This window comes from Halalkalicoccus sp. CG83 (genome assembly GCF_037081715.1).
GTDB classification, from domain to species: Archaea; Halobacteriota; Halobacteria; order Halobacteriales; family Halalkalicoccaceae; genus Halalkalicoccus; species Halalkalicoccus ordinarius.
Genome location: NZ_JAZDDH010000001.1, coordinates 1,243,423 through 1,267,735, shown reverse-complemented (window position 1 = coordinate 1,267,735; position 24,313 = coordinate 1,243,423). Strand labels below are relative to the sequence as shown.

Genomic DNA, 24,313 nt, shown 5'->3' with positions numbered 1-24,313 from the left:
TCGTTCGGCGCTACCCGAACAGCCGCTTGAGGAAGCTCCGAACGCCGGGACGTTCCGCGAGCAGCACCGAACAGTCGACCTCGTAGAGCACGTCGAGGTGCAGCGAGCCGGTCACGAGTCGCGAGATCAGGCCGCGCTCGGTCGCCCCGATGAGGATCATCGTGTGATCCTCCGCGGCGCGCCCGATCGCCCGCTCGACGTTCCCGGTCTCGACGACCAACTCGGCGTCCTGGAGGTCGTGCTCGACGGCCCAGTCGGTGAGGAACTGCTCGCCCTCCTCGCGCCCCTCCTCGTCGTCGACCACGTGCAGCAGCGTGACCTCCGAACCGACGGTCCGCTGGAGCGTGGACGCGACCTCGGCGCTCAGGTCCGAGTCGGGGCCGCCCGCGGTCGGCAGGAGGATCCGCGAGGCGTCCCGGCCGCGGTCCTTGAGCACGAGGAAGTCACAGGGGAGACCGCGGGTCAGTTCGCTCATCGGGCGCTCGGCGCGGGCGGCGTTCCAGAGCTGGTTGTCCTCGCCCTCCATCAGGACGAGGTCGGCGTTCTCGCGTCTGGCGATGGTGAAGATCTCCTCGAACGACCGCTTGGAGACGACCGTCGAGGTCTCGCACGCGACGTCGTGACTCTCGACGGTCTCGTGGACGTTCTCCATCAGGTTCTCGGAACGATTGACGACCCGCCGTCGCTGGGTACCGCCGTACTCCTGTGATCCGTGCTCGGGCGTCTGGATGATGTGGACGGTGTGGACGGTCGCGTTCTCCTTGTGACTCGCGAGCGCACAGGCGAGTTCGACGATCGCCGTCTCGGTCCGGGGGTTCGCGATCGGCACCACGATCCGGTAGGAGTCGTCGTCGACGACCCCCTCCGTGGTGTCGACCGGCGGGATGTACGATCGACCTACGAGGCCGCCGAACGCCCACTCTCGGAGGGTGAGTTGGCGGTCCGTCCCCTCGAACCGGACGGCTTCGATGCGCCGGTCGGTCGTCTGGAAGTAGTTGACGACCGTCACCAGCGCGATTCCGCCGATGGTGTTCCCGAGCAACACCGGTAGAACGAACTCGGTGAGGCCGACGACGAGCGCGAGTTCGCCGCGAAAGACCATGAAGACCATCTCGGTGAAGGAGACGACGACGTGGAACAGGTCCCCCAGTGGGATCGCGAGGAAGGCCATGTAGACGACCACGAGCCGGGAGATCGTATCGCGCGAGGCGTAGACGATCCAGACCACGCCGGCGACGATCAGGCCGGCGAAGGCGGCCTTGAAGAAGAGCGACCCGAAGCTCGTCTCGAGGCCGTGCTCCGCGTGATGGACCGCCGCAGTGGTGGCCTCCGGACCGAACACGCCGCCCCACGTCAGGACGGCCGCGCCGATCGCGCCGCCAGTGAAGTTGCCGGTGAGCACGATCAGCCAGTGGCGAAACAGCTCCGGGATGCTGGTCAGCCGTTCGAGGGTGAGCGCGACCGGCGGGAGCGTGTTCTCGGTGTAGAGCTGGTAGCCGCCGATGATGATGTAGATGAACCCGAGCGGGTACAGCAGGGCGCTCAGTACCGGGTGTTCGTTCGTCGCGGCCGTCATCGTGGAGTACAACAGGAACGTTATCGTGATCGCGAACCCCGCGGCGAGCGCGCTGAAGAACAGCTCGCGGTTGCCCGAGGTGATCTCCTCGTCGGCGGCGGCGACGACCCGCTGGAACACCTCGTCCGCGGAGAATCGATCGCGGACGACGGCTCCGGCCGCCGGAGCACCGCTTCTCGACCGTTCGACCGCGTCCCGGACCTCGTCCGCTGGATCGGGACGATCGGAGTCAGCCATTGGTCGATGCAACTCACAGAGGGACTAAGCAGTTGGCTTTTCGCTCCGAGACGGTCATCGACCGTTATGATCCCTCCGGAATAGGCCGTCGTTCGGACGACGGAGGCGGCGGAAGCGTCAGTCCTCGGCGTCCGATCCGGAGCCGAAGAGCCGGTCGCGCAACGAGCGCGTCGAGGGCCGTTCCGCGAGCAGCACCGAGCACTCGACCTCGTCGACCACGTCGAACACGAGCGAGGAGCCGAGCAGCCGCGAGAGCAGACCGCGCTCGGTCGCCCCGATGATCACGAGGTCTCGGTCGGCGGCCGCCCGCTCGATCGCTCCCTCGACGTCGCCCGACTCGTCGATCAGCGCCTCCGCGTCCTCGAGGTCGTGGCTCGTGGCCCAGTCGGCGAGGAACCGTTCGCCCTCCGCACGCTCGTCCTCGCCATCGACGACGTACAGCAGCGAGACCTCCGACCCCACCTGATCGCGAAGCGTGCGCGCGACCTCGGCGCTGAGATCCGAGTCGGGGCCGCCCGCGGTCGGCACGAGTACGCGACCGACGTCCAGCCCGCGGTCCTTCAGCACGAGGAAGTCACACGGCAGGTCGTGAGTGAGCTCGTCGAGCGCGCCCTCGGCGCGGCCGGCCGCCCACGGTCGGTTCTCACTCCAGCCCATCACCACGGCGTCGGCCTCGGTCCGCCGGGCGGAGTTGAAGACCTCCTCGAACGACTCGTGGGAGACGACCGTCGTCGTCTCGACGGGCGCGCCGAACGTCTCGGCGTCCTCTCGGGCGGCCTCGAGCAGCGTCCCGGACTCGGCGTCGATCCGTTCGACGTGCTCCGAACCCTGCTGGAGCGGCGTCTGATCGGGCACCTGGACGATGTGAACGGCGTGAACGACGCCGTCGTTGGCCTTCGCGAGCGTGCTCGCCAGCGAGATGAGGTTGGTCTCGGTTCTGGGGTTCGAGAGCGGTACCATCACCCGGTAGTCGGCCGACTCGGGCCGGACCGTCTCGGCCACGCTCACCGCGGCGTCGGGCATCTCGTCCGATCGCGAGAGGATGTACTGACCGAGCAGCCCCTGGTGTTCGGTCTCTCCGCGGGCGTAGATGAAGTACCACGCGATCGCGACCACGACGAACAGCGCCGAGAGCGCGATCTCGACGGGGGCCATGAAGCCGATCAGCGCGGTCGAGAGCACCGCCCCGGCGATCGGCGTGATCGGGTACAGCGGGACGGTGAAGTCGGGGTCGTACTCGGGGAGGTCCGAGCGCCGAAAGACGATCAGCGCGACGTTCATCAGCGCGTAGACGATGAGGTGGAGCACGCTCGCGGCCTTCGCGAGGATCTCGAGGTCGTTTCCGAGCCCGATGATGAGGACGATGATGATCGCACCGGTGACGAGGATCGATCGGTAGGGCGTCGCGAACTTCGTGTGGATCTCGTTGAGCGCGTCGCTGATCAGCTTGTCTCGCCCCATCGCGAAGTTGATCCGGGCCGACGCGAGGATCGAGGCGTTCGCCGAGGAGGCCGTCGCGAGCAATGCGCCGAGGGTCATCATCGAGGCGATCCCAGCGATGGCGATCGTCGGAAGGCCGACGTCGGCGAACGCGACCTCAGAGGCCTGGGCGACCGGCGTCTCGAGGCTGAGGTCGGGCCACGGCACCACGCCGACCATCACCGTCACGAGTACCGCGTAGATCACTGTGACGAGCGAGACGCTGCCGATGACCGCGATCGGGAGGTTTCGCCCGGGGTTCTTCATCTCCTCGGCGACGGTTGCGATCTTCGCGTACCCCAGGAAGGAGACGAACACCAGCGCGGTCGCGGGGAGGATCGCGTCCGTGCCGAACGGCGCCAGCCCGCCGTCGCCGACGAGCGTGGCGTAGTCGAAGGTGAGAAAGCCGCCGATCGAGAAGACGCCGAGGATCCCCAGCAGGATCAGGACGATGACGCTCTGGACGCCGCCGGTCTCCTTCGCGCCGATGTAGTTGACGGCGACGAACGTCGCCCCCGCGAGCAGCGCGCCGAGCTGGACGTCGCTCAGGAAGAGCACGCTCGGCAGCGGGACGAACGTTGTGAGGTAGCCGCCGAAGCCGATGCAGTAGAACGCCGAGGCGAACGCGAGGCCCATCCAGTCGCCCATGCCGGCGATGCTCCCGAACGCGGGGCCGAGCGCGCGGTTGATCCAGTAGTAGGCGCCGCCGGCTTTGGGCATCGCGGTGCCGAGTTCGGCGACCGAGAAGGCGTTGACCAGCGCGACCAGTCCGCCGACGACGAACGAGACGACGACGATCGGGCCGGCCTCCTGGGCGGCGACGCCCGGTAGGACGAAGATGCCCGCGCCGATCATCGTCCCGATGCCGATGGTCAGCGCCGAGAGCAAGCCGAGGTCCTTCGCGAGCTCCTGGTCGTCCGCCATCTCAGTCGGCCTCCTCGGGATCGGGCACGACGATCAGCGGTCGATCCGTGTTCATCATCAGTGAGAGCGCCGTGTCGCCGCTGAGAAGCTTCACCCACCGGCTCGCGTTCCGGGGCGTCATCACGATCGAGCTCGCGTCCGCCTCCCGGGCGGCGTCGAGGATCGCCTCGATCACGTTCCCCCCGTAGAGGACGCGCGTCTCGATCGGGACGCCGGCCTCATCGAACCGTTCGGCGACGATCTCGAGTGTCTCCTCGGCGCGTTCGGTCATCTGTTCGAGCGGCGCCTTGTCTATACCACCCGGCGTCTTCTCGACGACGGTGACGGCGAGCACGTGATCCGGCGGCGGATCGAGATACGGGACGACGGCCGCGGCCGTCCGCTTCGCGTCCTTCGGGCTCGCCAGCGGGATGACGACCGTCTCGGTGAACGTTCGCGTCATAGGGGCACCCGCGGCGGTTCGAGCGGCGTCTGTCCCCGAGTTCGGTTCCGTTCGCGTGAACGGACGGCTCGACGGAGGATGTCGGACGGGTTCATGTTCGGTCCCATCGCCCCGATAGAGATAAAGGGCCCGGTGTCATTCAGCATTAAGAGAGAATACTCGGTTGAAATCCCTTGGAAAGTGAATCATCTCGGACGTGCGACGCCGATCCGGAGGGGCGTGGTTTTTAAGCGAGCGGGTCGTACGGAGGGAAGACCAGCCGTGCGCAGGCAAGACGCGGAGTCGGGGTACCGGCTCGACGAGATCGACCGACGGATCATCTACGAACTCATGGCCGACGCCCGCGCCAGTTCCGCGCCGAAGATCGCCGAAGCCGTAAGCGTCTCGCCGGGGACGATCCGCAATCGGATCGAACGGCTCGAGGAGGAGGAGATCCTGACGGGGTATCACGCACACGTCGATTTCGAACGAACCAGCGGACGGCTCACTGCCCTGTTCATGTGTAGCGTTCCGTTCGCCGAGCGAGAATCGGTCGCTCGCGCCGCGTACGCGATTCCGGGCGTCGTCAACATCCGGCTGCTGATGGGCGGCCGACGGAACTTCCACGTCCTCGCCGTCGGGGAGGACACCACCGATCTCCGACGGATCGGCACCGCCCTCTCCGAGATCGGCGTCGAGATCGAGGACGAGATGCTCGTCGAACACGAGGCGGTCCAGCCGTACGCTCCCTTCGGTCCCGACGAGGACGAACGCCGGAAACCGCCGACCGACTTCGTCAGCCTCTCGGGCGATTCGGAGGTCATGGAACTGACGGTGCGGACCGACGCTCCGATCGCGGACGTGACGATCTCGGAGGCGGTCGAGCGGGGCGTCATCAGCGACGACCCGTTGATCATCGCCATCGAACGGGAGGGAGACGTCCTTACGCCTCACGGTGATACGCACGTTCGACCGGACGACGTCGTGACGGTGTTCTCCCGGGGCGGTGCCGACGACCGAACCGTGAACGCGTTCATCGGCTCGTCCGAGTAGACGGATGGCTTCGAAACGAGGGGTTTCGGCGTTCGTACCAGCACCGATCGAACGAAGCGGCGCTACGGGGGTGACCGCGGCCCGACCGCGACGGTCCCGCTCGTCGCGTCTCAGTCGACGGCTTCCTGGAACTCGTCCGGATCCTCGTCTCGGCGTCCACTACCGAACAGCCGCTCGCGGATCGAGCGCTCGGAGGGCCGCTCGGCGAGCAGCACGGAACACTCGACCTCGTCGACCACGTCGTAGGCGAGCGATCCGCGCACCAGCCGCGAGAACAGGCCCCGCTCGGTCGCCCCGATGATCACCAGCGTGTGATCCTCGGCGCCCCGCTCGATCGCCCCCTCGACGTCGCCCGACTCGTCGATCAGTACCTCAGCGTCCTCGAGGTCGTGGCTCGCGGCCCACTCGGCGAGGAACGCCTCGCCTTCCTCGCGTTCGTCCTCGCTATCGACGACGTACAGCAGCGAGACCTCCGCTCCCTCCCCGTCGCGCAGGTTCCGGGCGACCTCAGCGCTGAGATCGGAGTCGGGGCCGCCCGCGGTGGGAACGAGCACCCGGTCGGCGTCGAGTCCGCGGTCCTTGAGCACGAGGAAGTCACACGGCAGGTCGTGGGCGAGTTCGTCGAACGTGCTCTCGACGCGGCCGGTCACCCAGTCGTCGCCGCCGCCCCAACCCACGATCGCGACGTCCGCCTCGAGGGTCCGGGCGGCGTCGAACACCTCCTCGAACGAACGATGCGAGGCGATGGTGTGGGTCTCGACGGGGACGCCGAACGTCTCGGCGTCGCGCTCGGCGCGTTCGAGCAGCGTCTCGGACTCGCTGTCGAGCCGGTCGACGTGTTCGGAGGCGGCGCGCAGCGGCGTCTGATCGGGCACCTGGACGATGTGCGTCGCGTGCACGGTACCGCCGTGCTGTTTGGCGATCGTGCTCGCCAGCGTGATGAGGTGCTGTTCGGTGCGGGGGTTCGCGAGCGAGACCATCACCCGATAGTCGGAGCTCTCGGGTTGGACCGATTCGGCCGCGTTCACCGCGGCGTCGGGCATCTCATCCGATCGCGAGAGGACGTACTCGCTCAGCACGCCCTCGCGATCGGTCTTCGACCGCGCGTAGAGCAGGTACCAGAGCGCCGCGAGGACGACGAACAGCCCCGAGAGCGCGATCACGAACGGCTCGATGAAGCCGATTCAGCGCGAACGACAGGATCGCGCCGAGGATCGGCGTGATCGGATACAGCGGAACGGTGAAATCGGGGTTATAGCCGCTGGGTTCGGCCTCGCGCATGACGATCAGCGCGACGTTCAACAGCCCGTAGACGACGAGGTGGAGCACGCTGCTCGCGGTCGCGAGCAGTTCGAGGTCGCCGAAGACGATGAACACCACGATCAGCGCGCCGGTCACGGCGATCGAGCGGTACGGCGTCCCGAACTGCTCGTGGATCTCGTTCAGCGCCGGGCTGATCAGCTTATCGCGACCCATCGCGAAGTTGATCCGCGACGAGGAGAGGATCGAGGCGTTCGCCGAGGAGGCCGTCGCGAGCAGGCCGCCGATCAGCAGCGCGATTGCCCCGATGGGGCCGATGAGCAGTTCGGCCACCTGAACGACCGCGGTGTCGTTGCCGGCGACGACCTCGTTCGGTACGGCGGCGAGGACGGCGAGCAGGACGAGCGCGTAGATCGTCGTCACGATGACGACGCTCCCGACGATCGCGATCGGGAGGTTCCGGCCGGGGTTCTTGATCTCCTCTGCGACCGACGTGATCTGGACGAAGCCGAGATACGAGACGAACACCAGCCCCGTGACGGGCAACAGCGCCGAGAACCCGTCGGGCGCGATCGGGCGAAGCGTCTCGAGGTCGGCGTTCATCACGCCGAACAGCGTGAACACCGTTAGGATCCCCACGAGCGTGATGACGATGACGTTCTGGAGTCGACCGGTCTCCTTCGCGCCGACGTAGTTGACGACGGTGAAGAACACGGCGCCACACAGCGCGATGATCTCCGGGCCAGTGAACGCCAGCGGACCCAGGGCGATGCCGGGCACCGAGACGAACTCGGCGATGTACTGGCCGAAGCCGAACATGTAGAACGCCGAGGCGAAGGTGAGGCCGATCCAGTTGCCCCAGCCGGCGATCGAGCCGAACAACGGTCCGAGCGCGCGGTTGATGTAGTAGTAGGCACCGCCGGATTTGGGCATCGCGGTGCCGAGTTCGCTCGCCGACAGCGCGGTGAACAGCGCGATCACCCCGCCGAGGACGAACGACGCCGCCGCGAGCGGACCGGCCATCTCGACCGCCGCGCCTGGCAGAACGAAGATCCCCGCGCCGATCATCGTCCCGATGCCGATAGTTAGCGCCGAGAGCAACCCGAGGTCCTTCGCGAGTTCCTCGTCGCCCGACATGGTTACCGTCGAGCTGCCGAAGATTCGACCCGTTCCCCATACCCGAGACAGGATTCGTCGGCATCGAGAACCGTCATGCCACCTGGTTCCGTCCCAGGTTCCTTAACTGATCCGAAGCGTCGCGGACCCGAAACGAACTCCCGCTTGGAAAGTGCGGATCGCTCCGTCCATTACAACTCCGACCCCGGGGTTAACAACCGCCGACGGCGTACGCTTGATCACATGTCCGAGAACATTCTCGAGCGGGTCCTGCTGCCGATCGTGGGCCCCAAGGACGCCCGGACGACCTGCGAACTGGCGCTCCCACGGATCGCCGGCGCGAACGGATCGGTGATCTGCGTCAACGTCGTCGAGAAGGGCGGCGGCTCGCTCGATCCGACCTCGCCGACCCAGCAGGAGGAGCGCGCAGAGGAGGTCTTCGAGATCGTCGCCGAGGAGTGCGAGGCGAAGGGGATCCCGCTCGAGACGCGGATCCTCTACGGGACGGACGTCGCCGAGACGATCTTCGAGGCCGCCGAGGAGGAGGACGTCACCGCGATCGCCTTCACTCCCCGCGAGTCGAACCGACTGGTCGATATCCTCTCGGGCTCGCCCGGCTACTCGATCATGAAGCGCGCCAACCGACCCGTCGTCGTCTTCCCGTCAAGGTCGAACGACTGAGGGTCGAACGGGACCTCGACGAGGCTCACGAACGAGACGGTCCCGTCTCGACCCCTCGAAGGGCTCCCCCACGGGATAGAGGACACCGGATCACGAATCGAACCGATTGCACCCACTAGACACGCGTTCTTCTGCTGAAATCCCCAGGGGAACCACCCGCTCGTAGGGTGCTGCTGAGAAGCAGATAGCCGAAGAACGGAGAGAGGGTCTGGAACCTCTCGACTCACCAACGCATTATTGATCGACAACGTCCAAAACATGCGTATACCGATGTCGACGGGAGAGACGCAGCAATCTGCACCGACGATACTGGTCCCACTCGCGAACCCAGCACACGAGAAGGATCTGATAACGTTGGCCAGCGCTATCGCTCATCAGAAGCAGGGTTCCGTTCTCGCGATCCACATCGTTCGAGTCCCGGATCAGACGCCGCTCGAGGCGGGAGCCGCGTATCTCGATAGGATCGACGCGGAGTCCGAAGAGTTGCTCGCTGCTGCACGAGCTGACGCCGAGACGTACGGCGTCCCGGTTACGACCCGCAACGTGCTCTCCCGTCACTCGTTCAGATCCGTTTTCAACACGGCCCGAACACACGACGTGGATCTCGTCGTCATGGGCTGGAGCGAGGAGACACATCTCTCGCCGGGACGAGCGGAAAGAGGGATCGACGACCTGACACGCGATCTCCCCTGTGATTTCCTCGTTCTGAAGGACGGCGAGTTCGACGCTTCACGGATCCTGGTTCCGACCGCGGGCGGTCCGGACTCCGACACTCAGCGCCGAGATCGCACGGTTGCTGAGAGCGGAGTACGGCTCCGAGATAACGCCACTGCACGTCACTACTGGCGACGGGGAGAAAGAGCAGGCCCGCCAGTTCCTCGCTAGCTGGGCCGCAGAGCAACGGCTCAACTCCGCCGAAACCAGAATCGAGACGTCCGGCGACATTGAAGACGCCGTCAGGACCGCTGCTTCGGAGCACACGATGGTCATCATCGGTGCGACGGAACGGGGACTGTTGAGCAGGTTACTTCACGGATCACTGGCGTTCGATATCGTCGAATCGCTCGATCTGCCCGTTCTTCTCGCCGAACGATCGCGGGAACGGACGCTGAAAGAGCGCGTTTTCGGGCCGGGGCCGTGACACGGCGCTAGAAGGGTCGTGGAGGAATCCCGCGAGGCGGAACGAACTCCTTATGCGAGAATGCTCGGCTAGCACTACCGTGTACGGAACTGGTGACCGTCTCAACCGACGAAGACCATGAGGACGAACGTCGATTGGCGGGTGAGTCTCGGCCTCATCGGAATCGTTCTCCGGTGGCTCGCCGTCCCGCTCAGCTTCCCGATTCTGGTCGCGATCTACTACGCCGAGCCGGTTCTACCGTTTCTCGTCCCCATACTCGTCTCACTCGGCGCCGGCGAGGCGTTAGCGCGGCTCGGGAACGGGGGCCGTCTCGGCCCCCGGGAGGCGTTTCTCATGGTCGCGGTGACGTGGTTCGTCGTGCCGCTCGTCGGCGCGATACCGTTCGTCCTCGCGGGGACCGGCTCGGTCGCCCACCCCGTCAACGCGCTGTTCGAGTCGATGAGTGGGGTCACGACGACGGGTGCGACCGTCCTGGTGGAGTTCGAGATCCACGACCGCTCGATCATGATGTGGCGCCAGATCAGCCAGTGGCTCGGCGGGCTCGGCATCCTCGTGCTCGCGACGGCCATCCTCTCGCAGCTCGGGGTCGGGGGCGCCCAGCTGATGGAGACCGAAACCCAGACCCGCGACGTCAACAAACTCACCCCGCGGATCGCCAAGACCGCCCGATTGCTCGGCGAGCTCTACGTCGGGCTGACCCTCCTTCTCGTCGCCGTCCTCTACGGGTTGCATCTCGTGGGAATGGCCCCGAACATGGGGCTGTACAACGCGATCGCCCACCCGCTGACGGCGGTCTCGACGTCGGGGTTCTCGCCGGAACCCGACAGCATCGCGGCGTTCTCACCGGCGGTGCAGTGGGTCATCACGCTGTTCATGATCCTCGGGGCGACGAACTTCGTGCTCATCTACTTCGCGCTACAGGGCGACCGACGCAGACTGATCGACAGCGAGGAGTTCCGCTTCTACATCGGGTTGCTCGCGGCGCTCAGTGCGATGACGGCGATCCTGCTCGTTCTGGATGACTCGTACGGCGGCTCCATGGAGCAGACCGTGCGCTACGCGGTGTTCAACACCGTCTCGATGATGACGACCACGGGCTACGCCAACGCCGACTTCGATCTGTGGGAGGCCGGCGCGAAACACGTCCTGCTGACCTGTATGTTCATCGGCGGGATGGCCGGCAGCACGACCTGTTCGATCAAGACGCTTCGCTGGCTGGTCGTCATCAAGGGGTTTCGCCGCGACCTCTTCACGGCGATACACCCCGAGGCGATCCGGCCGGTTCGTCTGAGCGGCACGGTGGTCGACGAGGAGACGATCAGCGACATCTACGCGTTCACGCTCGTAAACCTGCTGCTGTTCGCGGCGGCGACGGTCTTCGTCGTCGTCGACGGCGCGCGCGTCGGCCTCGAGATCAGCGAGTTCGACGCGATGGGGGCGGCCGGTGCGACTTTCTTCAACATCGGCCCCGGCTTCGGCATCGCCGGCCCGTTCGGCACCTACGAGGGCTTTCCCACGACGACGAAGCTCCTCATGATCGTCCTCATGTGGGTCGGTCGGATCGAGATCGTCCCTGTGCTCGTCCTGTTCACGAGAGGGTTCTGGAGGTCGTAGAACGGACCGGCGTCAGCCGTCGGTGCGGGACGACTGCGTCGACCGTAGCCCGAGGACCGGTTCTCCGCTCGATGCGGATCCGATCCCGCGGGCCGTCGGTCATTCCAACGTGATCCGAGCGACCGGAGCGGTTCTCGAACGGTTGCTTGGCACGTACCAAAACTCTCTAACCGAACGCTTCACCCTTTCTAGTACACCGCTGACGACCACCGAACCTAGCGGTGGGAGTAACTTCACAATGGTTCTCGACGACTTCATCGACGTCCGCTCGCTCGACGATCTCTCGCGCCACGAGCGACTACTCGTCCTCTACGCCCTGGGATTGGTCGGCATCATCCTCTTCTACACTGTCGTCTACAACACGGGAATGCGGACGCTCGAGGGCGATTCGCACTCGATCTTCCGGTCGTTCCAGACCGTCGTCGAAACGATGACGACGACCGGCTACGGTGCCGACTCCCCGTGGTCGACCCCCTGGATGAACCTGCTCGTCGTCACGATGCAGCTCTCAGGCATCGCGATCGGCTTCTTTACGCTCCGGCTGCTCATCATCCCGCTGTTCGAGCGGACGACCTTCGACCTGGGGGATCGCCTGACCTCGAAGGACGACCACGTCGTGATCTGCGAGTACCGCCAGGACAGCGACATTTTGCTCGACGAACTCGAACGGCTGGGGATCGACTACGTCCTGATCGACTCCGGCGAGGAGGAGGCCACGCGGCTCTCCAACGACGGCTACCAGGCGATCAGCGGCGATCCCGAGGAGTCGGCGACCCTCGAACGGGCGATGATCGACGACGCGAGCCTGGTGATCACCGACGCGGGCGACCGCAACGCCAGCATCGTCCTAACGACGCTGGATCTGAACGAGGACCTCCGCGTGGTGAGCCTCACGGAGTCGACGAAACGGCGCCGGGCGCTCATGGAGATCGGCGTCGACACCATCATCTCCCCCCACACCCTCATCGGGCGCCGGCTCGCTCACAAGGCCACGGCGGCGGTCTCGGTGCCCGAGGGCACGTCCGTCGGCGAGGACGTCGAGATCAGGGAGCTGCTCATCCGCCACGGAAGCCCGTTTCACGGCGTTGAGGTGCGTGAGACGCCGTTCTTCGAGCGTCCGAACCTCACGCTGGTGGCCGGCTGGTTCGAGGGTGACCTCCGGCTCCCGCCGGCGCCGACCGACCGTCTCACGCGGAACACGGTGCTGGTCGTCGCCGGGCCCGAGGACGCGATCGACGACGTCCGCGAGGAGGTCTCGGGGGTTCGTTCCGCCCGCGAGCACACGAACGTCATCGTCGCCGGCGCGGGCGAGGGCGGTCAGGCTGCCGTCGATGCACTACCTGACGACGTCACGATCACGACGATCGACCTCGAGGAGGGCGAGGCCGTCGACGTCGTGGGCGACACCAGCGATCCGGAGACGCTGACCGCCGCGGGGATCGAGGACGCGACGGCCCTGATCGTCACCGTCGACGACGACGCGACCGCGCTGTTGACGATCGCTCTCGCGCGAGAGCGATCGCGCGAGATCGAGATCCTCGCCCGCGTGACCGACGACGAGAAGGTGCGGACCGCGTTCAAGGCCGACGCCGATTACGTGCTCTCGGTCCAGCGAGCCACCGCGCGGCTGCTCGCACGCGAGATCTACGGGGAGGACGTCGTCTCGCCGCTCAGCCAGATCCGACTCGTCCGGACGGATGCGGCGCCGTTCGCGGGCCAGTCGATCGAGGAGGCCAACGAAGGGGCCGAGACCGGTTGGGTCGTGGTCGGCGTCGAGCGCGAGGGAACGTTGCAGACGGACGAGACGACGCGGATCGACGAGGAAGACGACGTCCTGATCGCGGGAACGGACGCGATGATCCGGGAGTTCGAAGGGGAGACGACGGGATCGTAGCGATCGGATCGTCGCCGACCTGTCGAAGACGAACGGTCGACTGGATTCGGACTCCACTCGCCACTCGAACCGGAGGAACCGGGCGTCGTACTCGGGCTCGTCGTGGGGCGGGTGGATCGTCACGAACGAGTGGGGCCGAAGTTCGATCAGTCGTCCCTGTGACCTCCTCCGAACCTCGCCTCGCTCTTCCTATCAACGATTCGACCGGTTCTGGCTTCGCCGTGGGGTAGTTTACCGGAGCGAGCCGGTCCTCCGGCGTCCGGACGAGGCCAGAGACGTCGTCGAGCGACGGCACGAGTGACCGTTTCGAGGAACTCTCCGTGCGTAAGGCTAAAACCGAGTCCGTCCCGCCCCCACCCCTAGCTTAGCCTAGACAAATAGTAGGATTAGACGAGTCAAATTTATGGCGGTGAGGGTATAACCGTACGGTAATGACCCGATTTCGGTTGGGCAAGCGGAGAGCCGTATGGCCTCGATAGACTACAGTACCGCAGCAGAGACGACGCGAACGCTCGAACGGCGGTTGATCGACCGGCTTCAGTCCGATCTAACGGTCACGCGACGTTCCGTACTCGGAGGTATCGGTGTCGCCGGCAGTGCCGCACTCGGCATCGGTCGGGGCGGAGCGAGCAGTGGCGGGCACGACGATCACGATGGACACGGCGTCATCGGCGAATTCGAGGACGCCGACTTCGACCCACACGAGTACCTCACGGCGTTCAATACCGGACGAGACGGCCAGGAGAACGTTCGACAAAACAGGTACGAGGAGGACGGACGGACCGTCCGGGAGTTCGAACTCTCGGCGGTCGACGTTCCGATCACCATTGCGCCGGGAGTCGAGTTCGACGCGTGGGCGTTCAATGGACAGGTCCCGGGACCGACGCTTCGAGTAGTCGAGGGTGATCTCGTTCGAATCAGGTTCACCAACGGGAGTCGCCACGCCCACACGATCCACCCCCACCTTCGAAACCTCGATCCGGTGATGGACGGCGTCCCTCAGAACGGTCCCGGCGTACTCAGACCGGGTGAGTCGTTCACGTACGAGTGGATCGCCCAACCCGCAGGAACGCACTTCTACCACTGTCACTCGATGCCGCTCAAGGAGCACGTTCATCGCGGCCTCTACGGGACGCTCATCGTCGATCCCGACCCCGACCGAGTCCGCGAGAATCCACGCGACTACGTCAACCATCAGGGGCCTCTCACCGACGAGTACAGGGACGAACTCATCGACATCGCGCGTTCTCGCAATCACGAGTACGCCGAGAACGACGACGTCAACGAGATGGTGATGATGATGAACGGCTTCGACACGAACTTCGACGGCGAGAACGAGGTCTACGCGGCCAATACGCGAGCGTTCGCCTACGGCGTCGGGGAAACTGACGGGAACGGCAACTGGAAGGCCGGAGAGACCAAGCGCCCGATTCAGATCGATCGAAACCAGCGCCAACGCGTGTACCTCTCGAACGTCGTCGAGTTCGATCCCATCAACTCGTTCCACACGCACTCGCAGTTCTTCGACTACTACGACCACGGTACGACGCTTCAACCGACGCTCAAGAACGTGGATACGATCATGCAGTGCCAGGCTCAGCGCGGGATCCTGGAACTCGATTACTCCGATCACGGGCCGGGGCTGTACATGTTCCACGCCCACCAGTCCGAGTTCGCCGAACTCGGCTGGATGAGTTTCTTCGAGGTGGTGTAGATGAACGACGAGACTCCGCCCCGATCACCCGATGGTGGGACGACCACCGACGAGAAGTCGGTTCGACCGTTCGGACTCCCCGTCAGGGTCGCCGCCGTACTACCGCTCGTCTTGCTGGCTCTCCTCATCGGTGCGTTCGCGCTCACCTCCCCGCTCGCGGGGGTTCAGAGCGGGGAGCCGCTGCCCGACGTGACGATCACATACGCGACGCTTCCGAGCGACGACACGCTCGTCCTGCACGTAACCAACAACGGCCCGAAGGAGGTGACGATCTCGCAGGTCCTCGTCAACGACGCGTACTGGAACTTCGAAGTCGAAGGCGCGGGCGGTGACCGGACGCTCGACCCGATGGAAAGCGCTCGAATCGTCGTGCCGTATCACTGGCAGCCTGGCTGGGACGTTCACACCGCGCTGGTCATCTCCGACGGGACGACGTTCGAACACACCATCGAGGCACCCAGTCAAACGCCGGGGCTCACCGCTGACGTCCTCTGGTCGCTCGCGCTCATCGGCGTGTTCGTCGGCGTGATCCCGGTCGCGCTCGGCATGCTCTGGTTCCCGTACATTCGCTCGATGAGTGACCGGTGGTTGCACGCCGCCCTCACGTTCGCTGCGGGGGTTCTCGCATACCTCGCGGTCGACGCGGGCTTCGAAGCGTTCGAACTCGCCGACGAGATCCCAGGGGCGTACGAAGGCACCGCCCTCGTAGTCCTCGGAATCGTGGGTGCACTCCTGCTCGTCCAGTCGGTGAGCGCGTGGCGTGAGGGACGTGCGACCGCGGGCGACTCGCGCGCGAGCAGCGGGCTGTGGGTCGCCTACCTCGTCGCGCTCGGCATCGGACTGCACAACCTCGCCGAGGGGCTCGCCATCGGGAGTTCGTTCGCGCTCGGACGCGTCTCACTCGGGGCGTTTCTCGTGATCGGATTCATGTTGCACAACGTGACCGAAGGGCCGGCCGTGGTGGCACCCATCGCTCGGGAGGAGCGACCTAGCTGGCACCACTTCGTCGCACTCGGACTCCTCGCAGGCGCTCCGGTCATCCTCGGCGGCTGGATCGGCGGCCTGGCCTACTCGCCCACGATCGGCGCGTTCTTCCTCGCCATCGGGGTCGGCGCGATCTTACAGGTCGATCTGGAGATCGCACGCATGATCCGCGCGCAGGGCGGCCGCGTCGGGAGTGCAACGAACTTGCTCGCGTTCCTCGTCGGCCTCGGGGTGATGTACGTCACCGACCTGTTCGTCGCGCTCTAGCGAGGAAAACGGATCTACGAGGAGAGAGCGGCCCGTCCGGATATAACGAGAACGCGACATGGGCGAAAGCGGCGTTCGGCGGTCGTACGGCGGTAGATCGGGACTCGAACCGTCGACGAGTGCGACGGAGAGGTTCGTCGATCCCCGATGAGGAGAACCAGCACCGATCACGTCGTGTTCTTTACCGATCGTCGTACCGTCTCGCCCGAGAAGAGGTCCGTCATCGTCTACTGGGTCGGGGTCGCGTCCCGTAGCGGATCCCGGAGTCGAGCTCGCAGTCCCATGAGGTGTTACGGTGCGGAGCGAGCGTCCCGTCGGAGTACGTCCGCACCGGTCGATTCGGCTGGTCGACCGCCTCACGAGCGTACCGATGGCTCGATCGTAAAGCGCGTCGATCGACCCGTCGTCTCCCCGCCGAAGGGGCCAGTCGAGACCGAGACGGCCGTCCTCGACGCTCGCTACTCGAACCGGAGGAATCGGGCGTCGTACTCGGGCTCGCCGTGGCGCGGGTGGATCGTCACGAACGAGTGGGGCGGCAGTTCGACCAGTCGGCTCGGCAGTTCGGCCAGTTCCGAGTGCCAGCCGACCTCGCCCTCGCGCGGCGAGAGCGCCACCACGAGGTCGTCGGGCTCGGCACGTTCGGAGAGCGTCTCGAGGAGGTCTCCCCACAGAGCCTCCTCGAACGTCGCGTCGACGTCGAGTTCCACCATGCCGAACAGCCGTTCGTACTGGTGGGTCGTGCCCTCCATCACGAGGACGACCATCGGCGCGCCGAGCTTCGCTGCGAGGCGCTTCACGACGTGGACCGCTTCGTAGAACCCCTCGTGGTGATCGATCCCGTCCGGGAGGACGACGAAGAGGCGCTCGGTCGTGTTGATCGGGTGGCCGAGCCGCGAGACGATCACCGGTAGCGTCGTCCGCCGGAGCACCCGATCGATGACGTCGCCGAAGACGCGGCGGCCGAACGAGCCGTGGGCGTCCCAGCCCATGAGGATCGCGTCGGCGCGCGTCTCGACGCTGCCGCGGACGATCCCCGAGGCGACGTTGTGGTTCACGCGAGTCTCCACGTCGACGGGCACCTCCGCGGCCCCGCCGAACGATGCCGCGCGTTCGAGGTCGCGTTCGACGAGCGCGACGCGCTCCTCGGTTCGATCCGACCCGGGCTGGACGACCGTCAGCAGGTGGACCGGCTCGACCGCGTCCTCGTCCTTGAGGACGAACGCGAACTCGAGGAGCCGACGCTGTCGCTCTGCATCGGTCGACAGCGGCAGCAGGATGCGCGGATCGAGTTCCTCCTCCTCGCCGGGTTCGATCTCGTCGGACTGGGCGAGGCGCCTACCCGCGCGCTCGGTCCACCAGGGGCTGACGACCGTCGCGACGAGCATCATCAACACGACCGCGTTGAGCACGTCGGCGCCGAGCAGCCCCGCCTCGAACCCGATCAGCGTGATCGCGAGCGCGGCGGCGGCCTGTCCCACCGACAGCCCGTAGATCACGCCGCGCTCGTTCGCGTCGTAACCCTGGACTCGGCTGACGATCCGGGCGGCGGCCCACTTCGTGGCGAACATCGTCCCGAGGATGACGGCCGCGACCTCGAGGGTGCGCCATCCGTCGAGGATCACGCCCACATCGACGAGCATCCCGACGTAGAGCAGGAAGAAGGGGATGAAGAAGGCGTTCCCGAGGAACTCGATGCGGTTCATCAGCGTCCCGCCGCGCGGAATCAGCCGGTTCAGCGCGATCCCGGCGACGAACGCGCCGAGGATCGCCGACAGGCCGAGCAGCTCGGCGAGGCTCGCCGCCGCGAACAGGGCGACCGCGACGAAGAGGAACTCGAAGTAGCTCTCCTCGCTCAGGTTCCGGAAGAACCACCGTGCGGTCGGCGGGACGGCGAACCAGACTCCGGCGAAGAGGACGACCAGCGAGCCGAACACCTGAACGAACAGCAGCGCGGTCAGCCCGCCGTCGAGCGCTCCCATCACGACCGCGAGCACGACGAGCGCGAGCGTGTCGGTGAAGAGGATCCCGCCGAACACCGCGGTCACGGCACGGTTCTTCGTGACGTCGAGCTGATTGACCACCGGGTAGGCGAGCAGCGTGTGCGAGGCGAACACCGCCGCGAGCAGCGCCGCCGCCGGCACGGAGAGGCCCAACAGCGCCACGCCCACGGCCGTCCCGACGACGAAGGGCAGCCCGAAGCTGGTCAACCCGAAGAGCGCCGCGTTCTCGGGCGCTCTCGCGAACCCGCGCAGGTCGAGTTCGAGCCCGACGGTGAACAGTAGATAGACGAGCCCGACGCTACCGAGCAGCTCGATCGCGTCGGTCAGCGCCAGCAGTCCGAGGGCGTTCGGGCCGATGAGCATGCCGACCAGGACGATGCCGACGATGCCGGGGAGCCCGAACCGTCTGACGGTGAGCGGCGCGACCAGGAAGACCGCGAGCGCGAGGGCGAAGACGAGCACGGGCTCCTCGACCGGCAAGCGGGACGAGATCAGGGGAACGGCGGGATACATACGGGACACTAATTACGGTGGTAGGGGTCGCCTCAGGGGCTCTCCACGCGTTCGATGCTCGTATCGCGCCCGGAGCGCGGACGGCCGTCGTTCGGGTCCCAGCCGATGGATGCACGCCCCGTCCGGTCGTCGACCCCGCCGGAGGAGAGTTCGCCGACACGACGTCGATCCGCTCGAGATCGACGTGGGCGTAGTCTTCCGTGACGACCTCCTCCCGTTCGAGCCGGTGGATGCGATCGCGGATCGTTCCCGACGAGATACCCACGACCTCGGCGACCTCCGGCGCGCAGCGCGTGCATCGTCACGAACTCGTAGGTGATCCGTCGATCGATCTCGTCGAGTCGGTACTCGGACGCCGCTCTTCGTCCACTCGCTGTCGTTCACTCTCTCAGCATATGCTGGTCTAGTACAAAACTATTTCATTTTCACTGAATTATACCCTATTATTTTCTTTGATTGCTGAACACCACCGGTCGATTTATCGAGGTTCCCGATCTCTACTCCCTCATGAGTTCACCCGACCTGCTGTGCCGTGTCGTTCATCCGATCGCCAGTAGGGACGACGCGCGGGACACCTGCTAGGCGGCCCTGCCGTACGTCGCGAACGCCAACGGTGAGGTCATCGCAGTGTACGTCGTCGAGACGAATCCCGGGGGCGTGAACAGGCCTCGCCGGTCGCACTGAAGGAGTACGGCGAACGAGCGCTCGGGATCGTCGAAGAATGTAGCGAGGAGTACGCCGTTCCCGTTCGAACTGAGATTCGATACGGGCCCGTCGTTCGGGAGGCGGTCTTCGACGTCGCTCGCTCAGAGGAAGCCACCTCGATCGGGTTCCTTCCTCGAGCGGGTTCCCGAATACGAAAGCTCCTCGGCGTGCGGGAGGGAGCGACGTGAGAACCGTACCCGATGGACGTAAAGAGCCCCTGACGAACGAGTCCGGTCGCTACATCTGCGGTCGGGCGTGCAAGGACGGGAATCGGTGTCGGCGAGACGTCTTCATCCCGTTTTCGTCGTGTTACCTGCATCGAATCGAATCGCGGTAACTCCTCCGGGACCTCCCTGTATCACGAGCATCGTCCCGATTCCGGCCTCGGAAACCGATGGCGAGAGAACCACCGCCTCGCGCGTCGGCTCTGCCCGCGTGTTCGCCGCTGGATGGAACGCGGTTCCGGCAGTAGAACCGGCCAGGGTGGACGTCGACTGAGCATCACGACCGTAGGATACCGTCGATCCCGGCCAGCGTCCGTCCTCGCTCGGTAGTCGAACGAACGATCGATGGAGCGGAGCCGGCGTCGAACGCCCACGCTGGCGCGCGGAGCTGAGCGAGGACTATCGTACGCCGGCGCTGAAGATCCCTACTAGGAGGCGCTCGGACGACGGCTTCGACGTGTCTATCTCCCGCTACTGGTCATCATGCTGATCAGCTGGGTGTTTCGGATCGTGGCGTACTACCCCGATCAGACGTGGCCACAGGCGGCGTCGCCGCCCGGGTCCCGGGATCGGTCGTGCTGGGAAGCGTCATCCTGTGCTACGGGTTCGCGATCGGACTTGCACTCCGGCCGCGCGAGTGGCAGAGCAACGGCGAGGTCCACGAGATCAAGTACGGCGAGTGGAAGCGGTCGTGGTCGTGCGAGCGTGAAAAGCGGCGATAACGACCTGCGTTGATACCTCGATTTCAGCGTTATTCGACGTAGCGGCCGGCCGCGTTCCGACGGTCACCGATACCGAGCCCCGACCTTGGACGTCCGCGACCTCCTGCTGATCTCCGTCACGCCTCGGACTCGAACCCCTCGACGAGCGCGACGCCGCTCGAGGCACCGATTCGTTCCGCGCCGGCGTCGAGCATCGCTCTCGCCGTCGCGTAGTCGCCGATCCCGCCGCTTGCCTTCACGGGCAGGTACTCCGCGAGCAGCTCGACGTCCTCGACGGTCGCCCCGCCCGAGGCGAACCCCGTCGAGGTCTTGAGCATGGCGGCATCGGCCTCGACGGCGAGTTCGGCGGCCCGGCGGATCTCCTCCGCCCCGAGCTCGCTCGTCTCGACGATTACCTTCACCGGGATCGGCACCGAGGCGACGAGTTCGGCGAGCTCCTCGTGGAACCGTTCGGGCTCGTCGCCGAGCAGCCGTCCGCGGTTACAGACCACGTCGAGCTCGTTCGCGCCCGCCCGCCAGGCACGCACCCCCTCTCTGCGCTTGATCTCGGGGTCGTTCTGGCCGTGTGGGAAGCCGACGACCGTCGCGAGCGTCACGTCCGGCCGGTGCTCGTTCGCCTCCTCGACGTAGCACGGCGGAACGCAGGCGTTCATTCCGTACTCCGCCGCTTCATCCATGGTCCGTTCGACGTCCTCGGCCGTCGTCCCGGGACCGAGGACCGTGTGATCGATCCGCGCCGCGAACGCCGCTCTGTCCATGGCCGACGAACGCACCCATCCGATGAAGTCCTGTCGGACGAGCGCTCCGCCCCCGGTCGGCCGGGAGACGACCGATCGGAAGGCTTTCTATCGACGCGCGTTCGGGCAGGGGTATGGTCCTGCCCGACGGGTTCGCCCTGCCGCCGCTTCCCTACCTCCTCGTCCTGCTCTCGGCGGCGCTCGCGGTGGGCGTGCTGGCGACGCGAGTCCGGCCGACGATCCACGAACGGACGGTGCTCGCGTTCGCGCTCTGGATGGTCGCCGGCGCGGCGCTGCACGTCCTCTCGGTGGTCGACGCCGCTCCGGCCGTGCTCTCGCCGCTTCTGGGAACCCCGAGCGTCTACGTCAGCACGTTCGTCCTCGCCGGGGCGGTCTGGCTCGGCGGCCACTCCGCCGGCGCCCCCGATCGCCTCCTCGGGGGCGTCGGCGCGCTCGCGGCGCTCCTCTCGGTCGGCGCCGTCCTCGCGGTCGGCGCCGACCGGGGGACGATCTCCTTTTTCTGGTCGGGTCTCTCGCTCGTCCTCTCGGTCGTCGTCGCGGCGGGCACGTGGGCCGGCTTCCGACGGGCGTTCCCGGCGGCCGCGGGGACGACCGGCGCGGCGGGAGCGCTCGTCGTCCTCGGACACGTCCTCGACGGGATCTCGACCGCGGTGGGGATCGACGCCCTCGAGGTGACCGAACGCTCGCCGCTGCCGCGGGCGATCATGGCGTTCGCGGAGACGCTGCCGACGGCGGAGGCGATCGGGGTCGGCTGGCTGTTCGTGCTCGTGAAGGTCACACTCGCCTGCGGGATCGTCTGGCTCATGGCCGAGTACGTCGAGGACGCGCCCGGGGAGGGCTACCTCCTCCTCGCGGCGATCGCCGCCGTCGGTCTCGGCCCGGGCGTCCACAACCTGCTGCTGTTCGCGGTCGGAGGCTGATCCCGACGAAGCGTTCGGCCGTCGAGAGGCCGACGCAGCCGCCGCCGATGAGGACGTCGTCGCTCACGCTCTCCGCCTCACGCAGCGGCGTCTTGACGGGTCGGTCGCTACCCGAGGTCTGAGCGTAACCAGTAGCGTTAACTCGCCGAAGCCGATAGGTGCGTGGCGGTATGGATGCCCTCAGAACCGGACTCTCGTACGGCGACGTGCTGTTGGTGCCGCAGCGATCGCCGGTCGAGAGCCGGAGTCACGTCGACCTCTCGACGCGGCTCACGGACTCGATCGAGCTCGAAACGCCGCTGTTGAGCGCGCCGATGGACACCGTCACCGAGTCGGAGACGGCGATCTCCCTCGCGCGGGCGGGCGGGTTCGGGACGATTCACCGGTTCATGAGCGTCGACGAACAGGCGGCAGAGGTACGGGCGGTCTCGCGGGCCGACGAGCCCGTCGGCGCCGCGATCGGCATCAACGAGGACTACCTCGATAGAACCGAGGCGGTCCGTAAGGCGGGTGCGGACTGCGTGATGATGGACGTCGCCCACGGCCACCTCGAGTCGTGTCTAACCGCCGTCGAGCGGGTCCGCGACGAGTTCGGCGCGGATCCGGACCTCATCGTCGGCAACGTTGCCACGCCCGAGGGCGTCGAGGACCTCTACGGCGCGGGCGCCGACGGCGTCAAGGTCGGCATCGGCCCCGGCTCGCACTGCACCACCAGGAAGGTCGCCGGCGCGGGGGTCCCACAGCTGACCGCGGTTGACGACTGCGCGGAGCGGGCCCACGAACTCGGCGTGCCGATCGTCGCCGACGGCGGCATCCGCTGCTCGGGTGACGCGGTGAAGGCGCTGATGGCCGGCGCGGACACGGTGATGATGGGAAGCCTGTTCGCCGGCACCGCAGAGGCGCCCGGCGAACTGATCGAACGCGACGGCCGTCAGTACAAGCGATCGCGGGGGATGGCGACTACGGCGGCGAACGAGCGACGTACCGACAAGGACGAAGGCGCCCCGGCGGCCGACGAGGGCGTCGAGGGGCTCATCGAGTACAAAGGTCCCGTCGCGGAGATCACCGCGGAGTTCGCGGCGGGTATCCGATCGGGGCTGAGCTACTGCGGCGGTCACACCATCCCCGAGGCCCGAAGTAACGCCGAGTTCGTTCGAGTCGCACCGAGCGCGCGCGAACGCGAGGGCGCCCACTCCGACGACGACTGGGAGAGCGTGACCGTCGAGAACGGCGTCGCCCGACCGGCACGGGGCGACTGAGTCCCCCCGCCGCCCGGGTCGGGATACGGCCGGCGAGTCGAACCGGGCCGGATCGGTCGGTTTTTGCCCGGGCCGCGAGAGGCCCGCGTATGGCCAAACAGCCACATCTGCTCGTCGAGGAGGGCGACGTCAACGAGATCGCGCTGATCCCGGGCGATCCCGGGCGCGTCGACCGGATCGCCGGGCTGTGTGACTCCTCGACGGTGGTCGCGGAGAACCGCGAGTACAAGCTCGTCAACGCCACCTACGAGGGGACGGAGCTTTCGATCTGCTCGACGGGGATCGGCTGTCCCTCCGCGGCGATCGCGATCGAGGAGCTCCACAACGTGGGATGCGAGACCGTCATTCGCGTCGGCACGACGGGGGCCCTTCAGCAAGGAATCGAGATCGGCGACATGATCGTCGCGACCGGCGCGGCGAAGGACGAGGGCACCACGAAGCGCTACGAATCCGTCACCTACCCCGCGGTGCCGGAGTACGGCGTGCTCTCGGCGCTGGTCGACGGCGCCGAGGAGCGCGGCGAGGAGGTCCACGTCGGGCCGATCGCGAGCGACGACGCCTACTACGCCGAGACCGACGAGTACGTCGACGAGTGGGAGACTGCGGGCATCCTCTCGGTGGAGATGGAGGCCGCGGCGGTGTTCTCGCTCGCGCGACGAAAGGGGATGGCCGCGGGCGCGATCTGTACCGTCGACGGCAACCTCGTCGAGGGGACCCAGAAGGGCGAGACCGACGACGACGAACTGCCCGAGAAGGCGAGGAACAACGTCGAACGCGCGATCGGCATCTCGCTCGACGCCGTCGTCGCACTGTCGTAGTCGTCGCGGGCGGACGGCGAACCGGGACGGCCG

17 protein-coding genes and 2 pseudogenes are annotated in these 24,313 nt (G+C 66.5%); 12 read left to right on the top strand and 7 right to left on the bottom strand.

The window, feature by feature from the left end; translation table 11 throughout:
* Positions 1-10: 10 nt before the first annotated feature.
* From V0Z78_RS06540 to V0Z78_RS06530, 3 genes are all read right to left on the bottom strand, one after another.
* Entirely contained in the window at positions 11-1,813 is a 1,803-nt protein-coding gene (locus V0Z78_RS06540) for a formate/nitrite transporter family protein (protein WP_336343825.1), read from the bottom strand.
* A 117-nt stretch (positions 1,814-1,930) separates the two neighbouring features.
* Positions 1,931-4,216 (bottom strand): amino acid permease, encoded by a 2,286-nt coding sequence (locus V0Z78_RS06535; RefSeq protein WP_336343824.1) that lies wholly within the window; start codon positions 4,214-4,216, stop codon positions 1,931-1,933.
* A 1-nt stretch (position 4,217) separates the two neighbouring features.
* Positions 4,218-4,658 (bottom strand): universal stress protein, encoded by a 441-nt coding sequence (locus tag V0Z78_RS06530; protein ID WP_336343823.1) that lies wholly within the window; start codon positions 4,656-4,658, stop codon positions 4,218-4,220.
* A 261-nt stretch (positions 4,659-4,919) separates the two neighbouring features.
* Between V0Z78_RS06530 and V0Z78_RS06525 the strand changes: the two genes are divergently transcribed.
* The gene (locus V0Z78_RS06525) at positions 4,920-5,690 is read left to right on the top strand and encodes an Lrp/AsnC family transcriptional regulator (protein ID WP_336343822.1); all 771 of its coding nucleotides are present in this window, start codon (positions 4,920-4,922) and stop codon (positions 5,688-5,690) included.
* 110 nt (positions 5,691-5,800) lie between these two features.
* On the opposite strand, the pseudogene V0Z78_RS06520 reads toward V0Z78_RS06525, so the two are convergent.
* Positions 5,801-8,087, bottom strand: a pseudogene (locus V0Z78_RS06520) (amino acid permease).
* Positions 8,088-8,309: 222 nt separating this feature from the next.
* Here V0Z78_RS06520 and V0Z78_RS06515 point away from each other — a divergent pair.
* The 7 genes from V0Z78_RS06515 (at position 8,310) to V0Z78_RS06490 (ending at position 16,361) form a co-directional block, all read left to right on the top strand.
* Positions 8,310-8,747, top strand: a complete 438-nt coding sequence (locus V0Z78_RS06515) for a universal stress protein (RefSeq protein ID WP_336343821.1) — start codon at positions 8,310-8,312, stop codon at positions 8,745-8,747.
* 258 nt (positions 8,748-9,005) lie between these two features.
* The gene (locus V0Z78_RS19015; protein ID WP_409338726.1) at positions 9,006-9,632 is read left to right on the top strand and encodes a universal stress protein; all 627 of its coding nucleotides are present in this window, start codon (positions 9,006-9,008) and stop codon (positions 9,630-9,632) included.
* Positions 9,541-9,888 (top strand): universal stress protein, encoded by a 348-nt coding sequence (locus V0Z78_RS06510; RefSeq protein WP_336343820.1) that lies wholly within the window; start codon positions 9,541-9,543, stop codon positions 9,886-9,888. Before V0Z78_RS19015 ends, V0Z78_RS06510 begins: the two co-directional genes overlap by 92 nt.
* 117 nt (positions 9,889-10,005) lie before the next feature.
* Positions 10,006-11,502, top strand: coding sequence for a TrkH family potassium uptake protein (locus V0Z78_RS06505; RefSeq protein WP_336343819.1), 1,497 nt, complete (start codon positions 10,006-10,008; stop codon positions 11,500-11,502).
* A gap of 238 nt (positions 11,503-11,740) precedes the next feature.
* Complete coding sequence (locus tag V0Z78_RS06500) at positions 11,741-13,396, top strand: potassium channel family protein (protein WP_336343818.1); 1,656 nt, start codon at positions 11,741-11,743, stop codon at positions 13,394-13,396.
* Between the two features lie 466 nt (positions 13,397-13,862).
* Positions 13,863-15,110 carry a multicopper oxidase domain-containing protein gene (locus tag V0Z78_RS06495; protein WP_336343817.1) on the top strand — a complete coding sequence of 416 codons (1,248 nt, stop codon included), beginning with the start codon at positions 13,863-13,865 and terminating at the stop codon, positions 15,108-15,110.
* Positions 15,111-16,361, top strand: a complete 1,251-nt coding sequence (locus tag V0Z78_RS06490) for a ZIP family metal transporter (protein ID WP_336343816.1) — start codon at positions 15,111-15,113, stop codon at positions 16,359-16,361.
* Between the two features lie 458 nt (positions 16,362-16,819).
* Here the strand turns inward: V0Z78_RS06490 and V0Z78_RS06485 are convergent, their stop codons facing one another.
* Both V0Z78_RS06485 and V0Z78_RS19010 read right to left on the bottom strand, forming a co-directional pair.
* Positions 16,820-18,874 (bottom strand): cation:proton antiporter domain-containing protein, encoded by a 2,055-nt coding sequence (locus V0Z78_RS06485; RefSeq protein WP_409338675.1) that lies wholly within the window; start codon positions 18,872-18,874, stop codon positions 16,820-16,822.
* Positions 18,875-19,085: 211 nt separating this feature from the next.
* A pseudogene (locus V0Z78_RS19010) lies at positions 19,086-19,142 on the bottom strand (hypothetical protein); the annotation flags it as partial.
* 1,194 nt (positions 19,143-20,336) lie between these two features.
* Here V0Z78_RS19010 and V0Z78_RS06480 point away from each other — a divergent pair.
* Complete coding sequence (locus V0Z78_RS06480; protein ID WP_336343814.1) at positions 20,337-20,525, top strand: hypothetical protein; 189 nt, start codon at positions 20,337-20,339, stop codon at positions 20,523-20,525.
* 116 nt (positions 20,526-20,641) lie between these two features.
* Here V0Z78_RS06480 and deoC read toward each other — a convergent pair whose 3' ends face one another.
* Entirely contained in the window at positions 20,642-21,283 is a 642-nt protein-coding gene (gene deoC, locus V0Z78_RS06475) for a deoxyribose-phosphate aldolase (RefSeq protein ID WP_336343813.1), read from the bottom strand.
* Between the two features lie 113 nt (positions 21,284-21,396).
* On the opposite strand from deoC, the gene V0Z78_RS06470 reads away from it, so the two are divergent.
* The 3 genes from V0Z78_RS06470 (at position 21,397) to V0Z78_RS06460 (ending at position 24,280) form a co-directional block, all read left to right on the top strand.
* Positions 21,397-22,203 carry a DUF63 family protein gene (locus tag V0Z78_RS06470; RefSeq protein WP_336343812.1) on the top strand — a complete coding sequence of 269 codons (807 nt, stop codon included), beginning with the start codon at positions 21,397-21,399 and terminating at the stop codon, positions 22,201-22,203.
* Positions 22,204-22,373: 170 nt separating this feature from the next.
* Positions 22,374-23,462, top strand: a complete 1,089-nt coding sequence (locus V0Z78_RS06465) for a guanosine monophosphate reductase (protein ID WP_336343811.1) — start codon at positions 22,374-22,376, stop codon at positions 23,460-23,462.
* A gap of 89 nt (positions 23,463-23,551) precedes the next feature.
* Positions 23,552-24,280, top strand: a complete 729-nt coding sequence (locus V0Z78_RS06460; protein WP_336343810.1) for a nucleoside phosphorylase — start codon at positions 23,552-23,554, stop codon at positions 24,278-24,280.
* Positions 24,281-24,313 lie beyond the last annotated feature (33 nt).

Bases quoted from the DNA above. Each gene is read 5' to 3' on its own strand.
- V0Z78_RS06540 (WP_336343825.1), bottom strand. From the start codon at position 1,813: ATGGCTGACTCCGATCGTCCCGATCCAGCGGACGAGGTCCGGGACGCG.
- V0Z78_RS06490 (WP_336343816.1), top strand. From the start codon at position 15,111: ATGAACGACGAGACTCCGCCCCGATCACCCGATGGTGGGACGACCACC.
- V0Z78_RS06470 (WP_336343812.1), top strand. From the start codon at position 21,397: ATGGTCCTGCCCGACGGGTTCGCCCTGCCGCCGCTTCCCTACCTCCTC.
- V0Z78_RS06515 (WP_336343821.1), top strand. From the start codon at position 8,310: ATGTCCGAGAACATTCTCGAGCGGGTCCTGCTGCCGATCGTGGGCCCC.
- V0Z78_RS06460 (WP_336343810.1), top strand. From the start codon at position 23,552: ATGGCCAAACAGCCACATCTGCTCGTCGAGGAGGGCGACGTCAACGAG.
- V0Z78_RS06465 (WP_336343811.1), top strand. From the start codon at position 22,374: ATGGATGCCCTCAGAACCGGACTCTCGTACGGCGACGTGCTGTTGGTG.
- V0Z78_RS06485 (WP_409338675.1), bottom strand. From the start codon at position 18,874: ATGTATCCCGCCGTTCCCCTGATCTCGTCCCGCTTGCCGGTCGAGGAG.
- V0Z78_RS19015 (WP_409338726.1), top strand. From the start codon at position 9,006: ATGCGTATACCGATGTCGACGGGAGAGACGCAGCAATCTGCACCGACG.
- V0Z78_RS06500 (WP_336343818.1), top strand. From the start codon at position 11,741: ATGGTTCTCGACGACTTCATCGACGTCCGCTCGCTCGACGATCTCTCG.
- V0Z78_RS06530 (WP_336343823.1), bottom strand. From the start codon at position 4,658: ATGACGCGAACGTTCACCGAGACGGTCGTCATCCCGCTGGCGAGCCCG.
- V0Z78_RS06535 (WP_336343824.1), bottom strand. From the start codon at position 4,216: ATGGCGGACGACCAGGAGCTCGCGAAGGACCTCGGCTTGCTCTCGGCG.
- deoC (WP_336343813.1), bottom strand. From the start codon at position 21,283: ATGGACAGAGCGGCGTTCGCGGCGCGGATCGATCACACGGTCCTCGGT.
- V0Z78_RS06505 (WP_336343819.1), top strand. From the start codon at position 10,006: ATGAGGACGAACGTCGATTGGCGGGTGAGTCTCGGCCTCATCGGAATC.
- V0Z78_RS06495 (WP_336343817.1), top strand. From the start codon at position 13,863: ATGGCCTCGATAGACTACAGTACCGCAGCAGAGACGACGCGAACGCTC.